The organism is Allobosea sp. RAF48 (genome assembly GCF_052114025.1).
In the GTDB taxonomy this organism is placed as follows: Bacteria; Pseudomonadota; Alphaproteobacteria; order Rhizobiales; family Beijerinckiaceae; genus Allobosea.
Window position 1 is genome coordinate 32687 of the sequence record NZ_JBFRDZ010000010.1, and the last position, 24699, is coordinate 57385.

Annotated in this window: 22 protein-coding genes; 8 read left to right on the forward strand and 14 right to left on the reverse strand. The window is 62.4% G+C overall.

From position 1 onward, the window contains the following. Positions 1–121: 121 nt before the first annotated feature. Together AB4Z10_RS18415 and AB4Z10_RS18420 are read right to left on the reverse strand one after the other, a co-directional pair. On the reverse strand, positions 122–1108 hold the full coding sequence (locus tag AB4Z10_RS18415; protein WP_441471837.1) for an NAD(P)H-quinone oxidoreductase: 987 nt from the start codon (positions 1106–1108) through the stop codon (positions 122–124). Further along, the gene (locus AB4Z10_RS18420; RefSeq protein WP_441471838.1) at positions 1105–1653 is read right to left on the reverse strand and encodes a hypothetical protein; all 549 of its coding nucleotides are present in this window, start codon (positions 1651–1653) and stop codon (positions 1105–1107) included. Before AB4Z10_RS18420 ends, AB4Z10_RS18415 begins: the two co-directional genes overlap by 4 nt. A gap of 395 nt (positions 1654–2048) precedes the next feature. On the opposite strand from AB4Z10_RS18420, the gene AB4Z10_RS18425 reads away from it, so the two are divergent. Next, on the forward strand, positions 2049–2963 hold the full coding sequence (locus AB4Z10_RS18425) for a LysR family transcriptional regulator (RefSeq protein ID WP_441471839.1): 915 nt from the start codon (positions 2049–2051) through the stop codon (positions 2961–2963). A gap of 434 nt (positions 2964–3397) precedes the next feature. Here AB4Z10_RS18425 and AB4Z10_RS18430 read toward each other — a convergent pair whose 3' ends face one another. The 6 genes from AB4Z10_RS18430 to AB4Z10_RS18455 are packed head-to-tail and all read right to left on the reverse strand — an operon-like array spanning position 3398 to position 10120. Further along, positions 3398–4264 carry an ABC transporter permease gene (locus tag AB4Z10_RS18430; RefSeq protein WP_441471840.1) on the reverse strand — a complete coding sequence of 289 codons (867 nt, stop codon included), beginning with the start codon at positions 4262–4264 and terminating at the stop codon, positions 3398–3400. Continuing rightward, on the reverse strand, positions 4261–5202 hold the full coding sequence (locus AB4Z10_RS18435) for an ABC transporter permease (protein ID WP_441471841.1): 942 nt from the start codon (positions 5200–5202) through the stop codon (positions 4261–4263). The genes AB4Z10_RS18430 and AB4Z10_RS18435 overlap by 4 nt, the downstream gene beginning before the upstream one ends. 27 nt (positions 5203–5229) lie before the next feature. Beyond that, positions 5230–5910 (reverse strand): DUF1028 domain-containing protein, encoded by a 681-nt coding sequence (locus AB4Z10_RS18440; protein ID WP_441471842.1) that lies wholly within the window; start codon positions 5908–5910, stop codon positions 5230–5232. Between the two features lie 33 nt (positions 5911–5943). Then, positions 5944–7251, reverse strand: a complete 1308-nt coding sequence (locus tag AB4Z10_RS18445; protein ID WP_441471843.1) for an NAD(P)/FAD-dependent oxidoreductase — start codon at positions 7249–7251, stop codon at positions 5944–5946. Then, on the reverse strand, positions 7248–8837 hold the full coding sequence (locus AB4Z10_RS18450; protein WP_441471844.1) for an ABC transporter substrate-binding protein: 1590 nt from the start codon (positions 8835–8837) through the stop codon (positions 7248–7250). The genes AB4Z10_RS18445 and AB4Z10_RS18450 overlap by 4 nt, the downstream gene beginning before the upstream one ends. Continuing rightward, on the reverse strand, positions 8837–10120 hold the full coding sequence (locus AB4Z10_RS18455) for a M20/M25/M40 family metallo-hydrolase (protein WP_441471845.1): 1284 nt from the start codon (positions 10118–10120) through the stop codon (positions 8837–8839). The genes AB4Z10_RS18450 and AB4Z10_RS18455 overlap by 1 nt, the downstream gene beginning before the upstream one ends. Before the next feature lie 126 nt (positions 10121–10246). Between AB4Z10_RS18455 and AB4Z10_RS18460 the strand changes: the two genes are divergently transcribed. After that, entirely contained in the window at positions 10247–11287 is a 1041-nt protein-coding gene (locus AB4Z10_RS18460; protein ID WP_441471846.1) for a LacI family DNA-binding transcriptional regulator, read from the forward strand. Between the two features lie 441 nt (positions 11288–11728). On the opposite strand, the gene AB4Z10_RS18465 is transcribed toward AB4Z10_RS18460, so the two are convergent. From AB4Z10_RS18465 to AB4Z10_RS18485, 5 genes are all read right to left on the reverse strand, one after another. Then, entirely contained in the window at positions 11729–12868 is a 1140-nt protein-coding gene (locus AB4Z10_RS18465; RefSeq protein ID WP_441471847.1) for an ABC transporter ATP-binding protein, read from the reverse strand. A 47-nt stretch (positions 12869–12915) separates the two neighbouring features. Beyond that, positions 12916–13251, reverse strand: coding sequence for an EthD family reductase (locus AB4Z10_RS18470; RefSeq protein ID WP_441471848.1), 336 nt, complete (start codon positions 13249–13251; stop codon positions 12916–12918). 110 nt (positions 13252–13361) lie between these two features. Next, on the reverse strand, positions 13362–14474 hold the full coding sequence (locus tag AB4Z10_RS18475; protein ID WP_441471849.1) for an ABC transporter substrate-binding protein: 1113 nt from the start codon (positions 14472–14474) through the stop codon (positions 13362–13364). A gap of 60 nt (positions 14475–14534) precedes the next feature. After that, entirely contained in the window at positions 14535–15371 is an 837-nt protein-coding gene (locus AB4Z10_RS18480) for an ABC transporter permease (protein WP_441471850.1), read from the reverse strand. Further along, entirely contained in the window at positions 15371–16243 is an 873-nt protein-coding gene (locus AB4Z10_RS18485) for an ABC transporter permease (RefSeq protein ID WP_441471851.1), read from the reverse strand. Before AB4Z10_RS18485 ends, AB4Z10_RS18480 begins: the two co-directional genes overlap by 1 nt. A 260-nt stretch (positions 16244–16503) precedes the next feature. On the opposite strand from AB4Z10_RS18485, the gene AB4Z10_RS18490 reads away from it, so the two are divergent. The 4 genes from AB4Z10_RS18490 to AB4Z10_RS18505 all read left to right on the forward strand — a co-directional run bounded on the left by AB4Z10_RS18490 (position 16504) and on the right by AB4Z10_RS18505 (position 21698). After that, on the forward strand, positions 16504–17457 hold the full coding sequence (locus AB4Z10_RS18490; protein ID WP_441471852.1) for a LysR family transcriptional regulator: 954 nt from the start codon (positions 16504–16506) through the stop codon (positions 17455–17457). 104 nt (positions 17458–17561) lie between these two features. After that, the gene (locus AB4Z10_RS18495) at positions 17562–18416 is read left to right on the forward strand and encodes a hypothetical protein (RefSeq protein ID WP_441471853.1); all 855 of its coding nucleotides are present in this window, start codon (positions 17562–17564) and stop codon (positions 18414–18416) included. 75 nt (positions 18417–18491) lie between these two features. Beyond that, positions 18492–20165: a thiamine pyrophosphate-binding protein gene (locus tag AB4Z10_RS18500; protein ID WP_441471854.1), complete on the forward strand. Its 1674-nt coding sequence runs from the start codon at positions 18492–18494 to the stop codon at positions 20163–20165. Between the two features lie 183 nt (positions 20166–20348). Then, positions 20349–21698, forward strand: a complete 1350-nt coding sequence (locus AB4Z10_RS18505) for an amidase (RefSeq protein ID WP_441471855.1) — start codon at positions 20349–20351, stop codon at positions 21696–21698. 398 nt (positions 21699–22096) lie between these two features. Here the strand turns inward: AB4Z10_RS18505 and AB4Z10_RS18510 are convergent, their stop codons facing one another. After that, positions 22097–22885, reverse strand: coding sequence for an IclR family transcriptional regulator (locus tag AB4Z10_RS18510; RefSeq protein WP_441471856.1), 789 nt, complete (start codon positions 22883–22885; stop codon positions 22097–22099). Between the two features lie 95 nt (positions 22886–22980). On the opposite strand from AB4Z10_RS18510, the gene AB4Z10_RS18515 reads away from it, so the two are divergent. Further along, entirely contained in the window at positions 22981–23742 is a 762-nt protein-coding gene (locus AB4Z10_RS18515; protein WP_441471857.1) for an SDR family NAD(P)-dependent oxidoreductase, read from the forward strand. 9 nt (positions 23743–23751) lie between these two features. Further along, positions 23752–24696 (forward strand): polysaccharide deacetylase family protein, encoded by a 945-nt coding sequence (locus AB4Z10_RS18520; protein WP_441471858.1) that lies wholly within the window; start codon positions 23752–23754, stop codon positions 24694–24696. The last annotated feature ends 3 nt before the right edge of the window (positions 24697–24699 follow it).

Consider the following 24699-nt stretch of genomic DNA (forward strand, 5'->3'; position numbering starts at 1 on the left):
GATGTCGCGCAGTTTTTCGGTAATCGGGACAGAGATGCCCGCCATGACTGAACTCCTGACTGTTAGCGATGGCTCGATCAACGCGATCAAGCGTTCAGCGACGCGCTCTCAAAGCTCGTCCTCACACAGCAACGGCCAGCACGATTTTCCCGAAGCCGCCGCCGGCTTCCATGCAGCGATGAGCCTCGGCGGCCTCCGAGAGCGGAAAGACCCTGCCGACGAGCGGCTTGAGCCGGCCGTCGCCGAACATCGGCAGCGCGCCCTCCGCGAAGCGCCGCACCATCTCGCGCTTCTCGTCCGGTGTGCGCGATTTCATGACCGTGCCGATGAGGCGCAGGTGATTGTGCAGAAGAACTGCGAGCGGGATCGTGGTGCTGTCTTGGCCACCGAGCAGGCCGACCTGCACCAGACGCCCGCCCGGTGCGAGGCTGCGCAGGTTGCGGGCCAGATCGTCGCCGCCGACGAAGTCGACGACCACATTGACCCCGCGCCCCCCGGTGGCTTCGCGCACGCCCTGCTCGAAGTCCTCGGATCGATAGTCGAACACGGCTTCCGCGCCGAGAAGCAGGACGTTGGCGCGCTGTTTTGTATTGGCCGTTGCGAAGACCCGAGCACCAAGCGCGTGAGCGATCTGCGCGGCGGCGGATCCCACACCGCCCGCCGCCACATGAACGAGCACCGCCGAACCCTGCGCGGCGGCGCCGAGGTGCACGACCGCCTCCCAGGCAGTGACGAAGGACTCCATCGTCGCTGCCGCCCCGATGTAATCGAGGTAATCCGGAATACGCACTGCCATGCCGCGATCGACACGAGCATATTCGGCGTAGGCGCCGCCTCCGACGATGGCCATCACACGCTCACCGGGGCGGGCGTCGGTAACATCGCTGCCGACGGCGACCACTTCGCCCGCGACCTCCAACCCGAGCAGGTCACTCTCGCCGTAGCTTTGGCGACCATAATAGCCCTGCCGTTGCAGCAGATCGGCACGATTGACGCCGGCAGCCATGACCTTGACCAGGAGGTCGCCGGCGCGAGGTTCCGGCGTCGGCGCCTCGGCAAGGCGGAGAACATCCGCCTTGCCGAAATTGTCGAATACGACCGCTTTCATTTCCCGGCGGCCTTGGCTGTCGCTCGGCGCCCGATGCTGGCAGCAAAGAGCGGCGTCTCGCGGCGATTATGGTCGCGCCCCGCTTCCTGCCGGGCCACCGCAGCTTGCTCGAAGGTCTGGCCGTGCGCGGCGATGAAGTCCATGAAAACGTCTGTCGGGTGCGAGGTGACCCGGTTGGTGTAGCGGGTCTTGCCGCCCTCGATCGCCTCGGCGATCAGTTCCCAGATCACGTTGACCTGCGTGCGTCCGACAGGGGTGAACACATCGGATATCGAGTTCATCCGGCAATAGGCCGCACTTGCCTGCTCGGCCACATAGTGCTGGATCACGAGCCCGGTGCCGATCATCTCGACATTGATCACCATGCGCTGTCCGTCGTCCGTGGTGGTGACGCCGGAGCCGATGTGGTCGGGCGGGCAGCAGCGCAGATACTCGGCCTCCGGCAGGGTGAAGAGCCAGTCGGCGATGTCGATTTTCTCGAACGGGACGTCGATCTCGGCGGTGCAGGCCGATTCCGAGAGGATCTTGTCGGTCAGAACTTTCATGGTCTTTCCCTTTCGAGGGTCCAGGTTGGGCGGGGCCAGCCTTCTACGGGCGGCAAGCGAGCCGCATCTCCGGTGCGTTTCGCCATGAAATCCGTGTCCAGCGGTCTGAGGCTTTAAAGCTGCCTCTATTTACTCATTGAAGTTGCCGCCCGCAGCGATTTGGAGAAATCATACGCAAGGGTTCGAACGATAAATCAGGGTATATCTCCACATACCAACGTATATATTTGAGTTCTCGCGCTTCCGTCGGATACGCGCAGCTTGATTGAATTTGCTCCTGCCGCCGCGGCCCGAAACGCAACTGCAATTTCAAAACGAGCGAAGGCGTTGTGCGTCTGATTCAGGAGGAGGATAAGCCGCACACGTCTGCAAACGGCTTTGCGCGGAGAGCAAAGATGAGCCCCCATTTCGCCGAGTTCCTCTCCATCTTCGTCGATGTCGTCCGGGCGGGGAGCTTTTCGGGCGCAGCCCGTAGGCGCGCACTCACGCCCTCGGCGGTCGTGCGTAAGATTGATGCGCTTGAAAAAGATTTGGGTGTCACCCTTCTGGTTCGCTCGACACGTGCGCTAACTCTCACTGACGCAGGCCAGAGGCTGCACGAGCGGGCCCTCCATCTTCTTGACGAACTGGCAGATACGCGCGCCGAAATCTCGGCTCTCGATGGTTGCGTTTCAGGCACGCTGCGGATCGCCTGCTTTCCAACCTTCGGCAAACGCTATGTCCTGCCGGTTATCGCGGCTCTGCAAACCGAACATCCTGCGCTCAATGTCGATCTCGATCTGACGGAGAGGCTGGCCGACCCGGTTGTCGAGCGTCTCGATGTGGTCATCCGCATGGGGGCGCTGGCTGACAGCACGCTGATCGCCACGAGGCTTGCGCCGCTGAACCGGCTGCTGGTGGCAAGCCCGACCTATCTGGCGCGTTCAGGTGCGCCGAGTTGCTTGGCGGATCTGTCGTCTCATCGTCTGCTCGATAAGCTGCATGGCCCTGATCTGCTCGGTTGGCGAGACCTGCTCGGCCGGCCGGCAGGGCATGGGCAAGATGTGGTAACGTTCCGCTCCGACGATTTTGAAGCCCTACGCGGAGCAGCCGAGGCCGGCTTAGGAATTGCGTTCTTATCGAGCTGGGTGGTTGGGCCAGACGTCCGGGCGGGAAAGTTGGCGAGGCTGCTGGTGGGTGACGAAACTTGGAATAAGACAACGGACGGGATTTACCTCCTCCGGTCCTTGCGGCATCCGAGTGCCAAGGTGAGAGCGTTCACCCTGGCACTGCAGAGCTCAATTGGAACGCCGCCAGTCTGGGAACCCTGATTCGCGTGCGTTTGCTCTCAGCGTTGCGCCAAGAAACTTTGCGGCGGCACCGCCGAGGTCATTTAGTAGCGAAGCCGGAATGCTTGCTGCTCGACACACGGCCAGCGTCGATTCCTGACGCTCGACTGGCCCCACCGCCTCGGGCCATAAAGTGACCGGTTCGGCAGGGAGCGGCCTCCTGCCAGTCAGCAAGGCATGTCTGCTCGCTGGTTAGGACCCGGATTTCCGCTTATGTCGCAACCTGGGCGGATGGTTAATGCTAATGAACGGAGCTATTAATCCTTAGACAGTGTGAGGCCGCCAGTCACTGTTTTCGTTGGGACGGTATCCGCGCAGAAGGAATGGGGCGCCGTATCGCATCATGGCGGCGCTGGGAGCGCGAACCGGAGCTATTGGAGCCAGCCTGCCGTCTGTCCGCTCGGCTCGAAGCGTCTTTACCCGCGAAGTCTTGGATCAAGCATGTCGCGCAGGAAGTCACCCAGCACATTGGTCGCCAGGACGAGAGCGAAGATCACAAGGCTCGGGATGATCGCAACATGCGGCGCGAAGAAGAAGAAATTGATGCCTTGAGCCGCCATTGTTCCAAGCTCAGGCGCCGGCGGCTGCGTGCCGAGGCCGAGAAAGCCGAGCGAGGCTCCTAGGAGGATGGCCTGACCGAGCCGAAGCGTCAGGAAGACGACGATGGTCGAGAGGCAATTCGGCAGGATGTAGCGAACCAGCAGGCCTCTATCCGTCAGGCCGATGACCCGTCCGGCGGCGATATAGTCCTGTGCGATCACCGTCAGCGCCGCGCCGCGAGCGATCCGCGCCGTGAGCGGGATGGTGGAGATCGCCAGTGCGATGATCACCGACAGCGTGCCCGCGCCGATGATCGCGGCGATCGCGAGCCCGAACAGAATGGCCGGGAACGAGAGCAGCACGTCCATCAGGCGCATGAGCAGCCCGTCCAGCCGCGGATAGAACGCCGCCAGCATTCCCGCCGCGGTGCCCAGTGCGCCGCCGATGGCGATCGCGCAGAAGCCCATCAGGCCGGTGAGCCGAAGGCCGAACAGAACGCGGCTGAAGATGTCTCGCCCCTGGCCGTCGGTGCCGAACCAATGGGCCGCGCTCGGGGGCTGCATCACCTGCGTCATCTCGATCCGAAGCGGATCGTAGGGAGCGAGAACGGGCGCGAACAACGCCCCCGCTGCCAGCACGAGGAGCATGCCGAGGGCGGCGGTGGCGATCGGATCGGCTGCGAGACGTCGCAGCAGCCGCGCGCTGTTGCTCTGCGGAAGGGCGGAGCCTGGTACCAGCGTCATCGGGCCTGGATCCTCGGATCGAGCACGGCATAGAGCAGATCGACAATGATGTTGATCGCGATGAACCCGAGCGCCAGGGCGATGATCGCGCCCTGCGCCACGGGGAGGTCATTGGCGACGATCGCGCCCACGGCAAGGCGGCCGACGCCCGGCCATGAGAAGATCGTCTCTGTGACGATGGCGCCGCCCATCAAATAGCCGATCTGGAGGCCGATCAGCGTCGTCACTGGGATCATCGCGTTGCGCAGCGCATGGCGCCCGACGATCAGGCGCTCCTCCAATCCCTTGGCGCGCGCCGTCCGGATATGATCCGCACCCAGCACCTCGAGCATGGATGTGCGCGTGATCCGCGCGACCGGGCCGACGAAGATCAGGCCCAGGCACAGCGATGGCAGAACCGCATGGCGAAAGCCGTCGAGGGTCCAGAGCGGGCCGCCGCGCCCGGTGAAGGGCAGCCACTGCAGCTGAAAACCGAAAATCCACAGCAGGATCATGCCGATCAGGAAGACCGGCAGGGAAATGCCAGCGACGGCCCCGCTGATGATCAGCCGATCGAGAAAGCCGCCTCGCGAGACGGCGGCAGCGACGCCGAGCAGGATCGCCAGCGGCACGGCCCAGACCAAGCAGAGAACGATCAGCTCCAGCGTCGCCGTGAACGAACGCGACAGCTCTTCCGCGACCGACATGTTGTTGACCAGCGATGTGCCGAGATCGCCTTGCAGAATGCTGCCGACATAGAGCAGGAATTGCTCCCAGAGCGGGCGGTCCAGCCCCATTTCGCTTCGGATCTGGGCGATGACGGCGCCGGTGGCCGTCGGCCCGGCGCGCACGGTCGCCGGATCCGAAGGAACGAGGTTCAGCAGGGTGAACCCGATCAGCAGGACGCCGAAAACCACCGGGATCGCAAGCAGCAGGCGCTGCGCCGTGTATCTCAGCATGGGGCTGCCTTTCGGGCTCGCTTACGATCAGGCCTGAACCGGCTCGGGAGCCTTGCGAGGCTTCACCTCGTTCGGGCGCAGGACCTGCACGATGAAGTGTTCGAGCTGCGGCTCATAGGCCTCCCAGAGCTGGCGCAGCTTAACCTGCGGCTCCGGCTCGAGGTCGACGCGCAGATCGACCAACGGCCAGTCCTGCTCGTCGACCACGAGGAGAGCCGCCGACATGATCGGCTGCGTCTCGCCACCCGCGGCCAGGCCGGCATCGATCGCGCCCAGCAGCTTCTCGACGAACGGCACACCGGCGGAGCCCTCGAAATATTCGACCATCGCCTTGGGCACGTCGAGGTTCGCGATCACATTGCCGGTCGAGACGCAATTGACGCCCTGGTAGCCCGAATTGATCGAGGGGATCTTCGGCCCGGTGTAGAACGCCGTGCCTCCATCGCGGTCGATGGCTGCGACCTGACGCTGATCAGGGAATTCGCTCTCCGCGATGAGGCGACGCACGGTCTCCTCGGCGCTCAGCCCGGCTGACAGGAAATCGAGCCCCTTCGGACCGAGGCGGATGTCGCTGCGGTGCTGCGAAGTCACGGCGCCGACCTTGGCGCGGGCCCAGGGGCAGCGGTTGCCGACGGCAATGCTCGACGTGGCGATACCGATGCCGAACATGCCCGTCTTTTCGTCACGGGCGATCAAAGAAAATGTCATCTCGTTCTCCTGAAATTGAACAATCTGGCGCGATCAGCGGAACCAGGACCGCGCCCTGTCCTGCAGCGACAGGGCCATGGTCATCGGCGCCATGAACCAGGGGATGCCGTTGTAGTAGGGACGGCTCGGCAGCTCCTGCTGAGCGAAATGGCTCGTCGAGCGGCCGGACAGGACCAGTTCGGCCGTGCAGCGGCCGAGATAGCTGCCCATCACGATCCCCGAGCCGTTGCAGCCGAGCACATGATGGATGTTGCCCCGCCGGCCGATGTGCGGGATGCGGTCGAAAGTGAAGCCGACACGGCCTTCCCAGGCATTGCTGACACGCGTCTCGGCGAGCGAGGGAAAGGACTGCACCATCACCTGCTTAAGGCGACGCGCGATCGCGACCGGGTCGACGCGGTCTACCTGCAACGCCCTTCCTCCGACGAGCAGGCGCCGTCGATCGGGGCTGGCGCGAAATGCGAAGGCGAGCTTGCGCGTGTCGTTGACCAGTTGGCCTCCGGGCAGAAGGCGCTCGACCGCGCTCGCCGCCAGCGGTTCGGTCGCGATCATGTGGCTGCCGACGGCGATGACGCGGCGGCGATACCAGGGCAGCTCGCGCCCGGTATAGGCGTTGGTCGCCAGAATGACGTCGCGAGCGCGGATATCGCCGGCCGCCGTCGTGACCGAGGTGGCCTTGCCGTTCTCGGTCACCCCCGTCACCGGGGTCTGTTCGATGACCTGGACGCCATGTGCACGCGCGAGGCGCAACAAGCCGAGATGATACTTTGCGGGATCGATGCCGCCATCCTCGGGCAGCACCATCGCGCCGTGATAGAGATCGGTCGCCACATGCGCGGGCAACCCGCCCTTGTCGACGGTATGGGCCGGAATGCCGAAGGTCGTGGTCAGGAATGCCGCCTGGCGCTTGAGCATCTCCATGTCCCTGGCGGTCCAGGCGCAGATCAGCCGGCCGGACAGCGCCAGGTCGCAATCGATGTTCTCGTCGCGGACGAACCCGCGGAACCAGCCATAGGCGTTCCAGGTCTCGCTGAGCAGTGCATGCGCCTTCTTCGCCCCGAAATCCTTGGCCAGCGCGGCGTAGCCCTGCCGCAGCCGGCCGCCGATCATTCCGACGCTGCGGGTGCTGGCTCCATGGCCTGCGCTGTGAGCTTCGATGACGACGACCTCGCGACCGGCGCGAGCGAGCGTGATGGCCGCAGAAAGGCCTGCATAGCCGGAGCCGACGATGACGACATCAGCCTCGGCGGGGAGCGACTGGCGAGCGGCGGTGCCCTGGGGCACGGCCTCCCACCAGTAAGGCTCGGCCTTGAAGCCGTCAGCCAATAGGGTCTCGCTCACTTGGCGATCTCGATGTCGAGGCCCTTGTAGACGGCGCTGTTGTAGATGCCGTGCACATCGACGCCCTTGACCCGCTTGGTCGAGAACAGGAACAGGCGCTCGTGAACCAGCGGGATCAGCAGGGCCTGGTCCGCCACGATCTTCTGGACGGCGGCATAGGCTTCGGCCTTCTTGGTCGCGTCGAGGCTGGTCTGGCCGGCTGCGAGCAGATCATCCGTGGCCTTGTCCTTCCAGTTGAAGCGGTTCGGCGCCGGAACGTTGGCGGAGTGGAACATCATCAGCACCTCGCCCGCCGTGGCATAGGGCGAGAACAGGGCGTAGCCGTCGAACTCCGGCGAGGTGTTGATCTGCGCCATCGCGGCCGCGGGCTCGACCAGCAGGAGCTTCAGGTCGATGCCGACCTGTTTCATGTAGCCCTGGATGGCCTCCAGGCGGGAGCGCCACCCGGCCGTGCCGGCGGCCAGGATCGAAGGCGCGAGACGCTCGCCGTCCTTGTAGCGAAAGCCGTCATTGCCGAGCTTCCAGCCGGCCTCGTCGAGCAGAGCCTTTGCCTTGGCCGGATCGTAGACTGCCTCGGCCGCGCCCGAGTAGTCGATGGTGCCGGGGCTGACGAGCGTCTTGGCGGGTCGGGCCTGGCCGAACCACATGCTCTTGGCGAGCGCCTCGCGGTCGACGGCCAGGATCATCGCCTGGCGGACGCGCAAGTCGCTGGTCATCTTGCGGTTAGGGCGCAGGCCCAGATAGGCGGAATAGTTCGAAATGCGCGGCTCGGCCTTGTTCAGCATCGGCATCTTGCTGAGCTGATCGATCGACCATTCCGGCAGCACATAGGAGATGTCTCCCGCGCCCGTCTGCATCGCCGCCAGGATCGCGCTTTCCTCGGGGATGACGCGCCAGACGACGGCTTCGACCTTGGCCGGCCCCTTGTTGTCGTAGATCGCCGGGCCCCATTTGTAGGCATCGTGGCGGGTCAGCACGAACTGGTCGCGCGGACGCCACTCGCCCCAGCAGAATGGGCCGGTGCCGTTGAGGCCCTTGACGCCGAAATCGGCGCCCAGCTTCTCGACATTGGCGCGGTCGATGATAGAGCCGAAGCTCTGCGCGAGGTGCAGCAGGAGCTCGTTGTGCGGCTCCTTCAGCGTGTAGATGACGGTTGTGTCGTCCTTCGCGGTGACGTCGGCGACCTTGCCCAGGCGCCAGGCAGCCGGGGACCGTGTCTCCGGCGCGATCAGGCGCTTCAGCGAATAGACGACGTCAGCGGCTGTGAGCGGCTTGCCGTCGCAGAACTTCACGTCGTCGCGAAGGTTGAAGGTATAGGTTAAGCCGTCATCGGACAGGGTCCACGACTTCGCCAGCAGGGGATGCAGCGTCTTCTGGTCGTCCTCGACCGAGACCAGCGTATCTGCCATCATGAACAGGATTTCGGCCGCGCCACGGCCGGTCGACTTGTGCGGGTCGAAGCCGACGGAATCGTTCCTGACCAGGATGGTCGCCGTCCGTTCCTTCGCCGGCGGATTTGCTGCCGATGCCGGTAGGGCGCCGGAAAGAAGCGCTGCTGCGATAAGACAAGCCCGAGCTATAGCCATCATTCCCCTCCATTATTGGTCGCGAGATAGTCGATTGCCGACAGCGCATGGACGCGCAGAACGGCGAACAGCTCGTCGATCGTGACGTGCTCTTCGCGGTGGCCCATCGTCTTGGGAGAGGGGCCGTAGAGATAGGCAGGAACCCCGCGCCACCGCCAATAGCGCGCGTCCGAGCCGCCGAGGCTGACGATCGGCACGGCCTCCCGCCCCGTCACCTGCCGCGTATTGGCGCGCAGGATGCCGGCCATGTCCCCCTCGGGATCACACCAGCTCGAGGGATAGCTGTGGTCCGGCCGCGTCTCGCGCGTCACCATCGGATAGCGGGCGAGAATGCCGGCGAGCTCGCTCTCGACCCGCTCGATGCTCAGGCCGGGCGGCATCCGGACCTCGACTTCGAGCAGGCACTCGTCCGGCAGCATGTTGACCTTGAGCCCGCCGCGGATCACCCCGATGTTCACCGTCGCACGGTCGGCGATGTCGGCGGCGCCGTCGCCGAGGCTGATGTTCATCGCCTCACGCGCCGGCGCGGAGCCGATCACGGCACTGACCGCTTCCGGCAGTTCGGGCCGGAGCTCCGCCAGCGCTTCCAGATCCGTAGCCAGGCGACAGGCGATCTTGATCGCACTCTCGCTGAGATGCGGGTAGGCGCCATGGGCTCCACGGGTGCGAACCGTCAGCGCCATCCGCAGCGCGCCCTTTTCGCCGAAGCGCAGGGTGGCCAGGCCGCTTGGCTCGCCGTTGAGGCAGCAATCGCCGATTACTTCCTCGGGAATGGTCTCCATGAGGTGCCGGGTACCGTAGCGGCCGCCGGTCTCCTCGTCGGACACCACCGTCAGCGTCAGGCGCCCGCGCAGCTCCGGCATCAGCTCCGCGAGGTAGCGGTAGGTGTAGATCGAGGCCGTCGTGCCGCATTTCATGTCCGCGGCGCCGCGCCCATAGATGCGGCCGTCGACGACTTCGCCGCTCCACTGGCTGCGCTGGCCCGGCAGTTCCTCGATCGCCGGGAATACGTCCATGTGGCCGTTGAGGATGAGGTGCCGCCCCGGCTGCGCCGCCGAGACCGAGCCGACAATGTTGGGCAGATGCTCTTCGGCGCTCAGTACGCGGAAGGGCAGCCCGCGCTCGGCGAGGAAGCGCTCGACATGGGCGCTCGCGAGGCGGGTATCGCCGGGAGGGTTCGGGGACTTTGCCTGCAGGAATGCCGAGAGGAAGGCGATGATCTCCTCGCGATCACGCTCGATCCAGCCAAGCACGCGCTGCTTCAAAGTATCTGCTTCGGTCACGATAAATCCGCTTGTTAGCGCTAACGTTATCGCTAACATCCAGGTTTATGTTTTGCCCGCTGTCAAGTAGGGTACGACTCAAACCAGCCGCGACGATGCTCAAAAGGCGTGCAGCAGAGCCGATCTATGAACCATGATCCCGTGAAGCGATTGCCGGGCTGGGCCACCATGTCCGATGTCGCGCATGCCGCCGGCGTCTCGCTTATGACGGTCTCGCGCGTCTACAAGAACCCGTCCGCCGTGAGCGCCGGGACACGCGCGCGCGTGCTGAACGAAGGCGAGCGCCTGGGCTTCGTTCCGAACATGCTCGCCGGCAATCTCGCCTCGGGCCGCAGCGCCATGATCGGGATCGTCGTGCCATCCCTCCGCAACTCCAACAACGCCAACAGCATTCAGGGCATGGCCGATCGCCTCAGGCAGGCCTCCTATCAGTTCATGATCACGAATACCGGCTATTCGCCGGATGCGGAGGCCTCAGCGGTGGAGGCTTTCATCCGCCGGCGGCCGGACGGCCTCGTGCTAACGGGCACCCGCCACAGCGATGAGACCTACGCGCTGCTGCGCGGCTCCGGCCTGCCCGTCGTCGAGGTCTGGGAGACGGAAGGGCCGATCATCGACATGGCGACAGGGTTCCGAAACCGCGAGGCGGGAACCGAGATCGCGAACTACCTGATCGCCAGGGGTTACGATCGGATCGGATATGTCGACTACCCGGTATCCGGCCTGCGACGCTACGAGGCTCGCCGGGACGGAGCGCTGGAGGCGCTGCGTCAGGCGGGCCTGCCGGCCGATATCGTGGTTTCACCCCTGTCTTCGGATGGGGCGGAGGATGCATCTAGCTTTCGTGGAGGAGCGAGCGGGCTGCAGCAGTTGCTCGATGCAGGCGGCGTGCGGGCCATACTCTGCGCATCGGATCTCCTGGCCGTCGGTGTCATCTTCGAAGCGCAACGCCGCGGCATGCGGATCCCGGAGGATCTCGCCGTTGCAGGGTTCGGCGACTTCGAGATCGCGGCCGAGATCCCTCCCGGTCTGACGACCATCAGGACCCAAGGCTATCAGATGGGTTGGGCGGCCGCTGATATGCTGATCTCCCGCATCGAGGGTTCGCCGATCGATGCGGCGATCAAGAATGTAGATTATGCTCTTGTACAGAGAGGCAGCGCCTGAGCGAGCTGGGTTGGGCGTAATTTAGGCGGCCCGGCACTACGCCCGACGGCCGCTGGTATTTTGGCTGCCGCCGTCGTGTTTGTGGGCGCGAATTCGGCCTCCGTAACTGCGCGCGATGCACATCGCGTCCTGCACCGCGAAGGTCCGGTTTCGGACGAGGAGCTAGAGTCCGCTTCTGGCGCGATGAAGCCTGAAGGCTCCCACGGAAAGCTCCCGATTGGATCAGGACGCCGAGCCGAGAGGTGTTAAACTCCGACCTCCCCTCCTCCTCACCGTCCTAGTGGCACACCCGCGACGCGTGAACCTGCGGCAGGACAATGCCAGGGGTCTCGATGCCTTAGGAACCAGCGCTCCATGTCGTCGATCAATACTCTTCGCGGGCTAAGTTACCCGCGCAGCACCTGAGCCGAGCTGGACGCTGTCGGAGCTGATTCCGACACGCTAGTCAGCCAATATCGATGCAGCGTCGACCGACCAGCTAATCGCGACGCGATCTCCCTCTTTCGGCGCGAAATGCTGTGCTGCGTGGCCGGTGTCCGCAAGGAAAACCGTCCCGTCATCCGTCCTCATTTCATAGCGAACGGTAGCGCCCATATAGCTGCGCGAGACGACCGTCCCGACAAGTTCGTCGCGGCCGCCTCTGGGAAGGGTCACGTCGAGCTTCTCGTATCTCAAGGCGAACAGAACCTTCTGTCCCGGCTGAATCGATGGGGGTATCCGGCATGTCAGGGATGCCGCCCCGGTGGTCACCATGCCGACTCGATCGGGCCCGACTGAGTGGACGCTGCCTTCGAGGAAGTTGGAATGGCCCATGAATTGCGCGACAAATCTCGAATTGGGGCGCTCGTAAACCTCTTCCGGCGTGCCGACCTGAATAATCCGTCCATTGCCCATCACTGCAATCCGGTCGGACATGGTCATTGCTTCAGTCTGGTCGTGCGTCACGAATATGAAGGTTCGCCCGGTTTCCCTGTGAAGCCGCTTGAGCTCGTCCTGCATCTGCAGACGCAACTGCAGATCCAAAGCTCCCAGCGGTTCATCGAGAAGCAGGACGTCGGGTTCGTTGACGAGTGCGCGTGCCATCGCAATGCGCTGCTTCTGACCGCCTGACAGGGCGTCGATTTTGCGCCCTCCCATTTCAGAAAGACGGACCAACGCCAGTGCCTCGTCGACCTTTCTCGCTATCGTCCTGGCATCGAGCTTCTTCATCTCCAGGCCAAAGCCGATGTTTTCGGCCACGGTCATGTGCGGGAAGAGGGCGAGATGCTGGAAGATCATGTTTGTGCGCCGGCGATACGGCGGGTCTTCGATCACACTGCGGCCACTGATCGAAATATCGCCCGAGGTGGGCGTCTCAAATCCTCCGATCATCCTCAACAGGGTGGTCTTGCCGCAACCGGACGAACCCAGCAGGGAGAAAAACTCTCCCTGCCTGATATCGAGATCGGTCTCTCGCAGGACCTTTACCTGACCGAAGGACTTGGAGACTGCGCGGATTGAAACTGCGCTGGGAGGCGCCGCCCTATCGGCCTGGCTCAAGTTTGCATCCATCAGGTCCACCTGCTTAGCCACAGCCACCATGGTGCCATCCCTTCAATTGATGTCGAAAGCCTGCGAGGCTTTATCGGTTAGAAGAGGATGTGCTTCTTGAAGGCCTGATGCGTGACTTTCCCTTCGAAATGAGGAAACCGACCCGCGTCCTCACGCGCACGGATGCGTGCTTCCGAAGCGAGGGCAGCGTTGAGAGCGTCGACCGAGTCGAACGTGAATTCACCCAGCATGAAAGACGTGCCCGGGTTGATCTTCAGAGGATCGTGCCAGCCCTCGACCGGCAAGTGAACGATTGCCGACCGGATGCCGGGGTAGCCCTTCATGAACGAGCCGTGAGTGTTCATGTAATAGTCGACAAACCGCTCTGGCTCACTGGACTGCCCCTCATAGCGAACGAAATAACCGATCGACATGCCATTCTCCCTTGGTCGGCGACCGGCCAAGCCGGCCGAAAATAAGCTGAGGGCTCCGGCCTCGGCCGGCCGGAGCAGTTGTCGGTGCGGACGTTGTCAGGGGCCGCGACTTACGCGCTCTTCACCCGGTTCCAACCTTCGATCCATTTCGCGATGGCCGGCGGGAACCCGAGTCCGTGATGCTTGGTCGAACCATCGAGAACGCCGTAGCCGAAGCGCTTCCGCTCCTCGGCTGTGAAATCCTGGCTGCCGAGATTCGAGGTCGAGAGGTAGCCGGAGACCTTCGTCACCTGCGAAGCGTAATCCTTGCCCAGCATCGCATTGATCACGGCCTGAGAGGCTTCCAGGTTCTTGGAGTCGCGTGGCACGAATGCCGAATGCGCGAAGGAGAGCACCCCCTCCTTTGGCCATGCATTGGTGACCTTGAAGCCCTTGCGCTGCAGTTCGGCGCGAACCGGGATCGGTCCGTACAGACAAGCGACCTCGCCCGTCGCGAGCAAGTTCGTGCCTTGAGCAAACGTCGACCAGATGGTGCGGATGTTCTTCTTGCGGGAGATCAGGAATTTGACGACCTCGTCGAGGTCCTTCCCTTCCAGCTCCTCGGGCTTCTTGTTCCCAAGGTGAAGGCCGGCCGCCATGATCATCTGGTGCGCGGCGTCGTACCACGCAATCCGCCCGGCATATTTGTCCTCGAACAGGGGTGCCCAGGACTGCGTGAAGGGATCATTCTCCGGCATCTGCTCCGTGTTGTAGATCACCGAGTCGAAGCCCCAGAACACCGGCACCATAAAGATTTTGCCGTCGCGGTCGGCGACATCCTTTTTGAAGGCGTCTGCGACCTGGCTGAAGTTCGACATCTTCGCGGTATCGATGGGCAGGACGAGCTCGCTCCCGGGCTTCGGTCCCATGATCGGCTTGCGAACGAAATCGGAGCCCGCGATGAGCAGGTCGTAACGACCTGTGCCGCCGGGTGCCGTAAGGCGGGAGACGACGTCGGTCGTCGACTGCCAAGGCGCATCGTTGATCTTGCCGCCGGAGGCACCTTCGAGAACTGCGCGGAGAGGGCCGCCGATCGCCGCATTGACCATGACGATATCGATGGAGGCGGCTGCCTTCGCAGCGCCGCCCCAAAGCCCGAGGCTCGCAGCGGCGCCAATGCCCGCGCCGCCTTTCAGCAGAAGCCGGCGGTTCAGGCCCGATGATGTGGAATTCAGTTTCGACATGCTGTTCCCCTCGTTCCGTTCTTGTTGGACTTTCGAAAGCGGTGTCTTGCCGGTGCGGCTTCACTTCTCCTTCGGCGTAAGAGCGAAGCCGACGAGCGAAACGCTGACCGAAACAGCCATGATCACGACGCCGACGGCGGGCAGAAACGGCGCCATTTGATCGACGATCAAAGTCCAGAGATGAACGGGGATCGTGCGCTGCGTGCCGATGACGAGGAACGTGCGCACGAACTCGTCGAACGACAGTGTGAAGGCGAAGAGGAAGGTCGCGACGATGCCTGGCCGGACGATCGGCAGGAGTATTCGCCGGAAGACGACGATCGGCGTGGCGCCCAGATCCATCGCCGCTTCCTCGAGGCCGCGATCGAAACCGTGCAGTCGCGGAAAGATCGTCAGGAAGGCGAAGGGTAGAGCCCAGGTGATATGGACCATCAACGCCGTGGTCCACAGTCCGAACGGGATTTCCAGATAACCGAAGAAAACCAGGAACACGGCGCTCCCGACAATGCCCGGAATCAGGATCGGCAGGAGCACGATCTTCATCAGAAGGCCCTTGAGCGGGAACTCCCGTCGGAAGCCCATGGCCATCATCAGCGCGATTGCAGTCGCGATGCCCGCGCTGACAAAGCCGAGCGCGAAGCTGTTCGCCAGCGCGCGCATGAGCTCGGGCGTCGTCAGGACGTATTGGTACCAGCGTAAGGTGGTGCCCTTGAAGGGCAGTCCGATCACCTCGGAATCATTGACCGACAGAACGAGAAGGAGCCCAATCGGCGCATACAGGAAAAGGAAGAACAGGGCGGCATAGGCGTAAAGCATGCTTTTGCGCAGGTTTTCGGCGCGTGGCCAGATGAACGACGTGGCTGGCCGAGCTTCGGCCTGGAGAGCGGCGTTTCTCATCAGTGCTGCCCTCCAACGAAGATCTCTTCCATCTTGGCCTTGCGGCCGACCAGGAACATCCCGGCCAGGACCACGAGCACCAGGACGACGGACAACGCGGCGCCGAGCGGCCAGTTGTTCGTGTTCAAGTACTGGGCGGCGATGATGTTGCCGAACATGACGCCGGCGGTGCCGCCGAGAAGCTGCGGCGTCACATAGGCGCCGCAGGCGAGCAGGAAGACCATGACGCTGCCCGACAGGACACCGGGCATGCTCAGTGGCAGGACGATGCGCCTGAATGTGTTGACTGGACCGGCTCCGAGATCGGCCGCAGCTTCGATCAGGCGTTTGTCGAGGCGATCGAGCGACAGGTAGATCGGCAGGATCATGAACAGCGAGTAGACGTAAATCAGCCCGAGATGGACGGTGCCCTCCGAGAAAAGCAGGACATTGATCGGCTCGTTGATGATGCCGATCTTCATCAGCAGCGTGTTGACGAGGCCGTTCCGCCCCAGCATCGGCAGCCACAGGAATGTGCGCACGACGTAGCTCGACCAGAACGGCATGAAGAGCAGGAGAAGGCAGATCGCCTTGCCGCGGCCGGTCAGGCCGGCGAGGAAATAGGCGACCGGATAGGAGAACAACAACGTCAGCGCTGTCGTGATCAGCGCCATCCGGATCGTTTTGGCGAGGATAGTGAGATAGACGCTATCGGAGAAAATGGTGGCGTAATTGTCGAGCGTGAATTCGGTCGAAAGGCCGAAGATGGTGGTCGACCAGAACGACATGACGACCAGAAAGCCCAAAGGCAGCACGGCAAACGTCAGCAGCCAGATCGCACCGGGAAGAGCGAGAAGCGCCTGCCGCGATCCTGGAGTGGCTGAAGACCTCATCGGCATGTCCCTCGGACGTCTGACGATTTTTCGATGAGCCCAACAGGCCACTCACCGCCGTCGATGCGAGCAGGATTCAGGCCATTCAGAGCAGCAACGTCGAACATGTCCCGCCACGATCTCTAGTGCGCGGCGTGGTGCGAAACGTGCCGCCGTCTACTAGAAAGAAAGGATAGGCGGAGATATTTTGATAATTCAATGATGATGTTTTTTCATCAGACGATAACGGAACGATATCGAAAATTCGGAGGCTCCGACGTATGTTCACCGCCGACCTGCAATCCCGACTGAAGGTCCAGCACCTGATGGTGCTCGCAAACGTCGGGCGCTTTCGCAACGCTCATCGAACTGCCCAGGAGATGGGCCTGAGCCAGCCGGCGATCAGCAAAATCATCCGCGAGGTCGAGGAGATCTTCGAGGTTCAGCTTTTCGACCGCGGCCGCAGCGGAATGCATCCGAACGGGATCGGAGAGGCATTGATTGCGCGTGCGGTCGCTCTCCTCAATGAGCTGGCGCATACCCGGTCCGAGATCGAAGCCATCACCGCGGGTGAAATCGGGCATCTGCGACTTGGGGCAATCGCGTTTCTATCGCCCGCGCTGATACCGCGTACTCTGAAGCGGTTCACGAGCGAGAAGGTCTCCTTGACCCTCGACATCCACGAAGGAACGACACAGGCGCTCGTCAACCAGCTTCTGCAGCGCGAGCTGGACTGCGTGATCGGGCGATATGTCTCCGAGCATGAACACGCTCTGGACCAGCAGATCCTCTACTATCAGCGCTTCGCGGCGGTGGTGAACGGGAAGCATCCCACGCTGGGCCGCCGCGATCAGGTCGCGCTCTCGGAGACAGCGGGCTTCGGCTGGATCGTGCCTCCATCTCGGACAGCTGCAAGGCAGGCGCTGAGCGCCCTGTTTATGCAATCAGGGCTGACGCCGCCTCGGGTTCAGGTCGAGAGTTCATCCCTGGAAATCATCAAGGCCTTTCTCCTGGACAGCGACCTGATTGGCATTCTGCCGACGGAAATCGCCCGCCATTTCACTGCCGAGGCAGAGCTTCGCGTGTTGCCATTTCCGATCGAATATCAGCCAGCGCCCGTGACTCTGATCCGTCGGCGCGGCGAACAGAGCGCGCCGTCGATAGAACGCTTCAGCCGCACGGTGACTGACGTCGCGGCTCAGCTGGCCAGCGAAACGGAAGATCAGGCGATTTGAAATCGATCCCATTTTGTTATCGATAGATGAGAAAACATCATCGTTGAATTATCATAATCACTGACTCATCCTCGCGGCCGTTGGCACTGGCCGGAGGGAAGCAGTTGTCGAACGTCGCATCAGACGACGCCGCCAGGGAAGAAATCGAGACTGCGCCTTGGCTCTGTCGAGTTGATTCAATCAATTATCTAACAGAGGCGGCCAGGGGCCTCGTTGTTCTGTCCGGGTCTCATGGCGGCCTCTACTCTGCGTTCAAGGGACTGAGTGTTCAGCCTCGAGGCCTGGTGTTGAACGACGCTGGCCGAGGTCTCAACGACGCTGGCATCGCCGCCCTCGCCGAGGGCGATCGGTCCGGGGTCGGAGTCGCGACGGTCAGCCATTCGAGCGCCCGCATCGGCGACGCCAGCGATATGGCGAGAAGGGGCATTATCAGCCATGCCAACCGCATTGCCCGGCGAGCCGGGGTGGTTCCCGATATGGTCAGTATGGAGGCACTGAAGCGACTGGCTCAACTCGGCCAGGGCCAGATGCCGGTCGACGTCGTCAATGAGCATCGCAGCGAGGTCGTTCTTGCCTCAGGTCTGGAAAGCGTCGTCTGTATCGACTCCGCGTCCTTGATTGAGGCGAGGGATCAGGGACGTGTCGTTATCACCGGATCGCATGGTGGTCTGATAGGTGGCGACCGTTCGAAAGCGATCAATGTTGCAGCCCGCTTTGTCGCGTTCAATGACGCGGGCAACGGATGCGACGATGCTGGGACCGGCCGTCTTGATCCCCTCGGCAGCCGAGGCATTGCTGCCGTCACGGTCGACCACGAGAGCGCAGAGATCGGGAATGCCGCGTCCACGCTGACAGCCGGCATCATCTCTCGTGCGAACACTGCTGCGCTCGATCTCGGCTCAGCCATCGGAATGCCGCTCCGGATATTCCTGGAGCGATGGCTCGGTGCATCCCCGTAGCCGACGGGCCGTGTCGGCAACCGGGCCTGATTTTCCAATCCGGCGATCAACTCCTCACACTTCGCGAGCTCTACGATGACCCAGACCGTTGCGACCAATATTGCGCGCACTCTGAAAGAGTGCGGTGTCGAGCACTTCTTCATGCTGACGGGCGGCGATCAGCCGCTCTGGATCGCCCTGCGCGATGCCGGGATCAAGATGATCGTGGCCCGCAGCGAACCTGGCGCAGTCTATATGGCGGATGGGTTCGCGCGTGCGACTGACAAGGTCGCCGTGACGTACGGACAAGCGGGGCCAGGGGCCGTCAATGTCGCGGCGGCACTGGCCGACTCCTTTTGGGCTCAGTCTCCGGTTTTTGCGCTGACGGGCGCCACCGCGACCGGCGCTGTACATGTGAACGAGTATCAGGCGATCGATCAGAACACGATGTTCGGCCCGGTCACGAAGTGGAACGGTGCCGCCGAAGAGCCGGGGCAGGTCGCCTCATTGATGAGGCAGGCGCTGACCGCTGCCGTCTCCCCGACGCGGGGGCCGACGCACCTCGATGTTCCCAAGAACTATTTCGGAATGCCCGGGGCGAGCGAGGGCGTCGAAGGCAAGGGACCCCTGCCGACATTCAACAGGCTGCAGGCCGCCAGCGAGGAAACGGCCAGCGCCCTTGAGGCTCTCAGATCGGCGAAGCGGCCGATGATCCTCGTCGGCGAAGGAGTTCGCCTCGGCGACGCGGGACAAGCCGTCGCGCGCCTCGCGGAAGCGCTAGCCATCCCCGTGGTCGCAACGATGGGGGGCAAGCCCGCCGTCCTGTCCTCATGCAAGCAGTTCTGCGGAATCGTCGGTCGCTACTCGTCGGTCACGGCGAACCGCCTTATGGCGCAGGCCGATTGCGTGCTGGCGCTTGGGACGCGGCTAGGGGGGCTGTCGACCAACGGCTACAGCCTGCCTTCGCGAAAGGCGAATGTGCTCCAGGTCGATCAGGATCTCACGGCGTTTGCCAACCCTTATGCGCCGGCGTTCTGCATTCGCTCTGATATCCGGGCGTTCGTCGACGGACTGCTGAGCGAAGCCCTGAAGAATGCGCCCACCGATGCGAGCGATTGGCTCGCCGATTGCCAGAAGGAGAGCGCGGCCTGGCTGGAGCGATTTACGCGTCACACCGCCCGTGTCGCTTCGCATGAGGTACTCTCGCCAGTGTCTGTCCTCGAGGAACTGTCTCGCTACGGATCCGAGATCACCGTCGTGGCCGATACGGGCTATATGGCCGCCTGGACCGGCGTTCTGTTTCCGACGCTGCGCTACAACGCGTTCTTCCGGGCTGTGGGGTCTCTCGGCTGGGCGCTGCCCGCTGCCTTGGGCGTGCAGATGGCACGCAAGGAGAAGGTCGTCTGCATCACTGGAGATGGTGGAGCCGGCTACCATCTCGCGGATATCGAAACGGCCGTCCGCTACAAGATTCCCGCTCTCATCCTGGTGTTCAACAACAACGGTCTGGCGTTCGAATATCACGAGCAAAAATACCGCTGGAACGGGAATGTCGTGGCCGAAGCAAACGACTTCACTGCCTCCGATTTCGCTTTGGCTGCCAAGGCGCTCGGCGCCACAGGGCTGCGGGCGACGAACAGGGACGAACTCAACCGAGCACTTGCTCGCGGCATTGCTGCCGACCATCCTTGCGTGATCGACATTGTCGTTGATCGCGAGGCCTTTCCGCCAGTGACCAATTTCGATGCCGTCCTTGAGAGGGAATTATGAGCGAACGGGCTGGTCGGCCGCGGGACGTCCTCGCGTTGCACTACGGAATTGTTCTTCCCGAGGAGGATGCGGGCCGGCTTGATGAGGCGGTGACCCGCATTGCTCAAAAGCTGCCAGTCCTGTTGCTGCAAAGCGCGCCCAGACAGCCCGGCTTTGATGAGTCGCATGTGAGAGCGCCCAAGAATGGCTGATCTTCTTGACGTCGATCTGTGCACCGCCTCGGAGCTTGTTTCTTCCGGACAGATCCTGCCATCGGAGCTCGTATCGGCGTCGATCGAGAGGATCGAATCCAGTCCGGCCGCTCGGGCTTGCTTCATACGGTTTGACAAGGAAGGGGCAATATCGCGGTCGCGCCTTCTGGACGGCACGCGCGATCGGAAGGGAAGCCTCTACGGAGTGCCATTGGCGCATAAGGATCTCTTCTCGATCCGGTCAGAAAAGGCGTCATTCGCCACCCATTCCCATTTCCATCTGGAGGGTTCGAGCACGGCCGCCGCTCTGGCCGCTCTGGATTCGGCTGGTTCCGTGAATATGGGCTGCCTCCACCTGTCGGAATTTGCCATGGGCCCCGCCGGCTGGAGCGAGCACTACGGTTTCCTGGAGAACCCGCGAGACCCGGACCGGGTGACCGGTGGTTCTTCGAGCGGAAGCGCTGCGGCTGTTGCTCGCGGGTTGGTGTATGGCGCGCTGGGAACGGACACAGGAGGGTCGATTCGGATCCCGGCCGCATTTTGCGGCATCGTCGGGATGAAGCCGTCGGTGGGTCTGGTCCCGTCCCATGGCTGCTTTCCAGTCTCGGGCAGCCTCGACACCATCGGTCCTCTAGCTCGCACCGTGCGCGACTGTGCCCGCATTCTCGATGCAATTGTTCCGGAACGATCGCAGCTGAGCTTCGAGAGGCGGATCGGGGAGGAGAGGGCTATCCGCTTTGGCGTCCTCGATTCGAAATCGTTGACCGTGTCGCCGGACGGGGAAGTCGCGGACGCCTTTGAAAGCGTGATGGCCGCCGCGGGTCGGGTGGGCCTAGACCTTAGGTCGGTGCAGATCGAGGACCTCGCCGACCTCTCTGCTCTCTCCGCCGTCGTTTTCCTTACGGAGGCGGGGGCCGAGCATGCCGCCCGGTTGCACTCCGACCGAGAGAAGATTGGTCCGCAGGTTCGGGATCGATTGCTCCAGGGGCTCACATATCCCGGGAGCCTTTATCTCCTGGCCCGGAAAGCGCGCGAAGAACATCTGGCGAAGTTGAGGCAGGCGGTCTTTTCCGAGGTGGATGTCATTCTTATGCCGACATCGCCATCTCTTCCGCCTCGACGCGACGAGTATGAGAGGTTGTCGGGCACAGGCGCGATCCTCGATTTCAATGCGAGGCTCGGAGCCTATACCCCAGCGTTCAGCTATCTGGGGGTTCCGGCACTCTCGCTGCCGCTTCCCATCGGAGGCCCCGGGTTCGGCCTCCAGATGGTCGCGGATTTCAATCACGACGACATGTTGTTGAAAGCAGCTTCCGCGCTGGAAGCGGTGCTGGCTAGATAAGGCAAATCTCCTTGAGTAACCGGCCGACTAGCGCTTCAGATCTGACAAGGAGCGCGCTGAAGTCTGTGGCGCGTAAGGGCTATTGATCAGCATTTTTCTGATTTTAATTTCTCTTCCTGTTGTGGATCGGATCGTCTTAAGAGAAATTCATCTTGGTATTCCGAATTCGAACGCGACGATTTAGATGTATACGCGGCCGAAGTTCGAAGAATTGGCGATTACTGTCCAGCGGACGATAAATGCTGATCTTATAGGCACTATTGTTTTACGAGCGGTCTGGCGCTTGAAATCTTAAATTATTCTATTAGCTCAACGAGTTAATTGGGTCGCGACTAGAGTGATTTAAAGCGCCTGGGCGGCGATGATCAAGGGCCATTGTCGAAGGCTGATAGATGCGTTCATACCGGGGATGAAACTTCATGATCTGGGGATGCTCTATGGCCCAAACGTCCGCTGATCCGACGCGCGGCATCCTTAAGCAGATCAGCAAGCTCTCGCGCGCGAGCGTGGTATCTTAGTGCTACGACGCCAAGGTTGAGCGCGGCTATGACCTTGCCCTCTCTCCCCCAGATCGGCGCGGCAAGCCCCGTCGATCCCGTTACGTGCTCTTCGTCGCTGACGGCTAAGCCTTCGGCGCGGATCGTGTCGAACATTCCCCTTATCGCGTCGGGATCTGTGACGGTCTTAGGAGTCCTCTGTACGAGATGCGCCCTCGCAAAGTAACCGTCGGTAAGAACGGGATCCCAGTGAGCGAGTAGGAGACGGCCGGTGGCTGAGCAGTAAGAGTCGGAAAGGCCATCCAGTTCGATATCGTAGCGGACGGCCTGCCGGCTCACGCATTTGGCAATGCGTCGGCAATCGCCTCGCTGAGTTAGAACCGCCAGCATGACTGTCTCGCCGCTCTCGTCCCGAAGCTGTTCCATGATCGGGTGCGCCGCAGAAAGGAGGCGGGCTTCGAGCGCGCGAGAAGCCGATTGATGGCGACTAGCATGGACAAGCACGTATCGCTCAGTCGCGTCCTGAATTGCGTAACCGCGTGAAACCAGGGTCTGAGCCAGCGCATGAGCGCTGCTCTTCGGAAATCCCAGAGCCGCGACGATTTCCTTCAGCTTCACGGGCTCAGAGCAGCCTGCAAGATACTCCAGCAGGTCCAACACGCGCGCCGCAGACTTGACCTCGGTGTTCATGGACGTGAACCGAATCTCTCTTGGCGAACCAATTTGCCGGCGATAGGCTCTCCCTTAATCAAGAGGAAATCAACCCTCTTGAAAGAGGGTGAGTCATGAATTCGAGCAACGCTGCGCCCGTGGCGATTGTCACGGGCGGCGCGCGAGGTATAGGCCGCGCTTGCGCGCTGTCTCTTGCGAAGTCTGGACTGGACGTTGCGCTCGTCGATCTGTTGCCGGATGAGCTCAAGCGCACGGCTGACGAAATAATATCGCTAGGCCGGCGCGTGTTGACTTTCCAGTCGGACGTCATCTTCAAAGAAGAGGCGAGCCGTATTGTTGCGGAAGTCGTCGCGCAGTGGGGCCGCGTAGACGTCCTCGTGAACAATGCTGGCAAAGGGATGCCGAAGGGTATCTTCGAGATCACTGAAGCCGAGTTCGACCACACTATCGCTCTCAATCTGAAGAGCTGCTTCAACTACATCCAGGCTGTCGCACCGATAATGCAGCGCCAGGGTCGTGGGCGCATCGTGTCGATGTCGTCGCTGAATGCGCATTCTGGCGGTGTGACTGCTGCCGTCAGCCGGTTCGCCTATGCGGCTGCCAAGGCCGGAATCATCGGGATGACCCGCGCTCTCGCCAAAGAGCTCGGCCCGGAGATCCTCATAAATGCCGTCTGCCCCGGCATCATCGAGACCGAAGTCGGCAACACACTGACCCGAGCCCGCGGCCCCGCGATTGCCGATGCCGGCATCGCGCTGAAGCGAATGGGCAAGCCCGATGACGTGGCAGAGCTCGTCACGTTCCTAGCAACCTCGAACCCCTGCTTCATCACGGGCCAAGACATCGTGGTGGATGGGTTCCAGTTCAATCGCTGAGTGCTTCCGATGAACGTCACACTGCCCCCCGACACCAAGCCCTGGACGTGGAGTGAGGAGACTTGGCGGCAGGTGGTGAACCACGTCCGGGCAGGGCGGTCGCTCAAGCCTGGAGTTTGGAAGAATGGCGCCAAGTTCGCCGTCGCCCTGTCCTTCGACTCCGATCACGAGACGAACGAGCTCCGGGAGGGTGGGCGCTCTTACTCCAAGCTGAGCCAGGGGCAATACGGCAATCGCTCCGGCATTCCGCGTATCCTTGCAACTCTTGCCCGCCACTCGGTTCCGGCCAGCTTCTTCATGCCAGCCGTTGCCGCGCTTTTGCATGACCAGGAAGCCCGTTCAGTTGGAGATGCCGGGCATGAGGTGGCGATCCATAGCTGGATCCACGAGCTCAACTCGGTGCTCGACTACAACACGGAACGTGATCTGGCGCTCCGTGCCCGCGACACGTTGACGAAGCTGACCGGCCGGGAGCCGAAGGGCATGCGGACCGCGTCATGGGATTTCAGTCCATGGACGCTGAAGATCGTTCGCGAAATGGGGTTGCTCTACGATTCCTCATTGATGGCAGACGACGAGCCCTACGAGCTTCTCGACGAGGGGCAGCCGACCGGAATCGTGGAGTTGCCGGTGGAGTGGATCCGGGACGATGCCGTCTATTTCGGCATGGATCGCTTCAAGGGGCTGCGGCCTCACAGCGGGCCGCCCATGGTGCTCGATCTCTTCCTGCGAGAACTCGACGTCGCTGCGGAGGAGGGCGGGTTATTCCAGCTGACGATGCACCCGCACATCATCGGTCACCGCTCACGGATTTTCATTCTCGACGAAGTGATCAGGGCGGCGAAAGCAAAAGGCTCCGTCTGGTTCGCGACGCACGAAGAGATTTGCCGCTATTGCGCAGATGAAGCCGGTCTTAGCGCTCCTGTTCCGTCAGCCACCAACGGCCGGAGCTGACAG

What these genes read in the sequence shown, in the direction of transcription:
- AB4Z10_RS18435 (WP_441471841.1), bottom strand. Translation starts at nt 5,202, where the DNA reads ATGCTGAGATACACGGCGCAGCGCCTGCTGCTTGCGATCCCGGTGGTT.
- AB4Z10_RS18465 (WP_441471847.1), bottom strand. Translation starts at nt 12,868, where the DNA reads ATGGTGGCTGTGGCTAAGCAGGTGGACCTGATGGATGCAAACTTGAGC.
- AB4Z10_RS18440 (WP_441471842.1), bottom strand. Translation starts at nt 5,910, where the DNA reads ATGACATTTTCTTTGATCGCCCGTGACGAAAAGACGGGCATGTTCGGC.
- AB4Z10_RS18510 (WP_441471856.1), bottom strand. Translation starts at nt 22,885, where the DNA reads ATGAACACCGAGGTCAAGTCTGCGGCGCGCGTGTTGGACCTGCTGGAG.
- AB4Z10_RS18425 (WP_441471839.1), top strand. Translation starts at nt 2,049, where the DNA reads ATGAGCCCCCATTTCGCCGAGTTCCTCTCCATCTTCGTCGATGTCGTC.
- AB4Z10_RS18485 (WP_441471851.1), bottom strand. Translation starts at nt 16,243, where the DNA reads ATGAGGTCTTCAGCCACTCCAGGATCGCGGCAGGCGCTTCTCGCTCTT.
- AB4Z10_RS18505 (WP_441471855.1), top strand. Translation starts at nt 20,349, where the DNA reads ATGGCTGATCTTCTTGACGTCGATCTGTGCACCGCCTCGGAGCTTGTT.
- AB4Z10_RS18450 (WP_441471844.1), bottom strand. Translation starts at nt 8,837, where the DNA reads ATGGCTATAGCTCGGGCTTGTCTTATCGCAGCAGCGCTTCTTTCCGGC.
- AB4Z10_RS18420 (WP_441471838.1), bottom strand. Translation starts at nt 1,653, where the DNA reads ATGAAAGTTCTGACCGACAAGATCCTCTCGGAATCGGCCTGCACCGCC.
- AB4Z10_RS18430 (WP_441471840.1), bottom strand. Translation starts at nt 4,264, where the DNA reads ATGACGCTGGTACCAGGCTCCGCCCTTCCGCAGAGCAACAGCGCGCGG.
- AB4Z10_RS18415 (WP_441471837.1), bottom strand. Translation starts at nt 1,108, where the DNA reads ATGAAAGCGGTCGTATTCGACAATTTCGGCAAGGCGGATGTTCTCCGC.
- AB4Z10_RS18500 (WP_441471854.1), top strand. Translation starts at nt 18,492, where the DNA reads ATGACCCAGACCGTTGCGACCAATATTGCGCGCACTCTGAAAGAGTGC.
- AB4Z10_RS18520 (WP_441471858.1), top strand. Translation starts at nt 23,752, where the DNA reads ATGAACGTCACACTGCCCCCCGACACCAAGCCCTGGACGTGGAGTGAG.
- AB4Z10_RS18490 (WP_441471852.1), top strand. Translation starts at nt 16,504, where the DNA reads ATGTTCACCGCCGACCTGCAATCCCGACTGAAGGTCCAGCACCTGATG.
- AB4Z10_RS18480 (WP_441471850.1), bottom strand. Translation starts at nt 15,371, where the DNA reads ATGAGAAACGCCGCTCTCCAGGCCGAAGCTCGGCCAGCCACGTCGTTC.
- AB4Z10_RS18515 (WP_441471857.1), top strand. Translation starts at nt 22,981, where the DNA reads ATGAATTCGAGCAACGCTGCGCCCGTGGCGATTGTCACGGGCGGCGCG.
- AB4Z10_RS18470 (WP_441471848.1), bottom strand. Translation starts at nt 13,251, where the DNA reads ATGTCGATCGGTTATTTCGTTCGCTATGAGGGGCAGTCCAGTGAGCCA.
- AB4Z10_RS18460 (WP_441471846.1), top strand. Translation starts at nt 10,247, where the DNA reads ATGAACCATGATCCCGTGAAGCGATTGCCGGGCTGGGCCACCATGTCC.
- AB4Z10_RS18475 (WP_441471849.1), bottom strand. Translation starts at nt 14,474, where the DNA reads ATGTCGAAACTGAATTCCACATCATCGGGCCTGAACCGCCGGCTTCTG.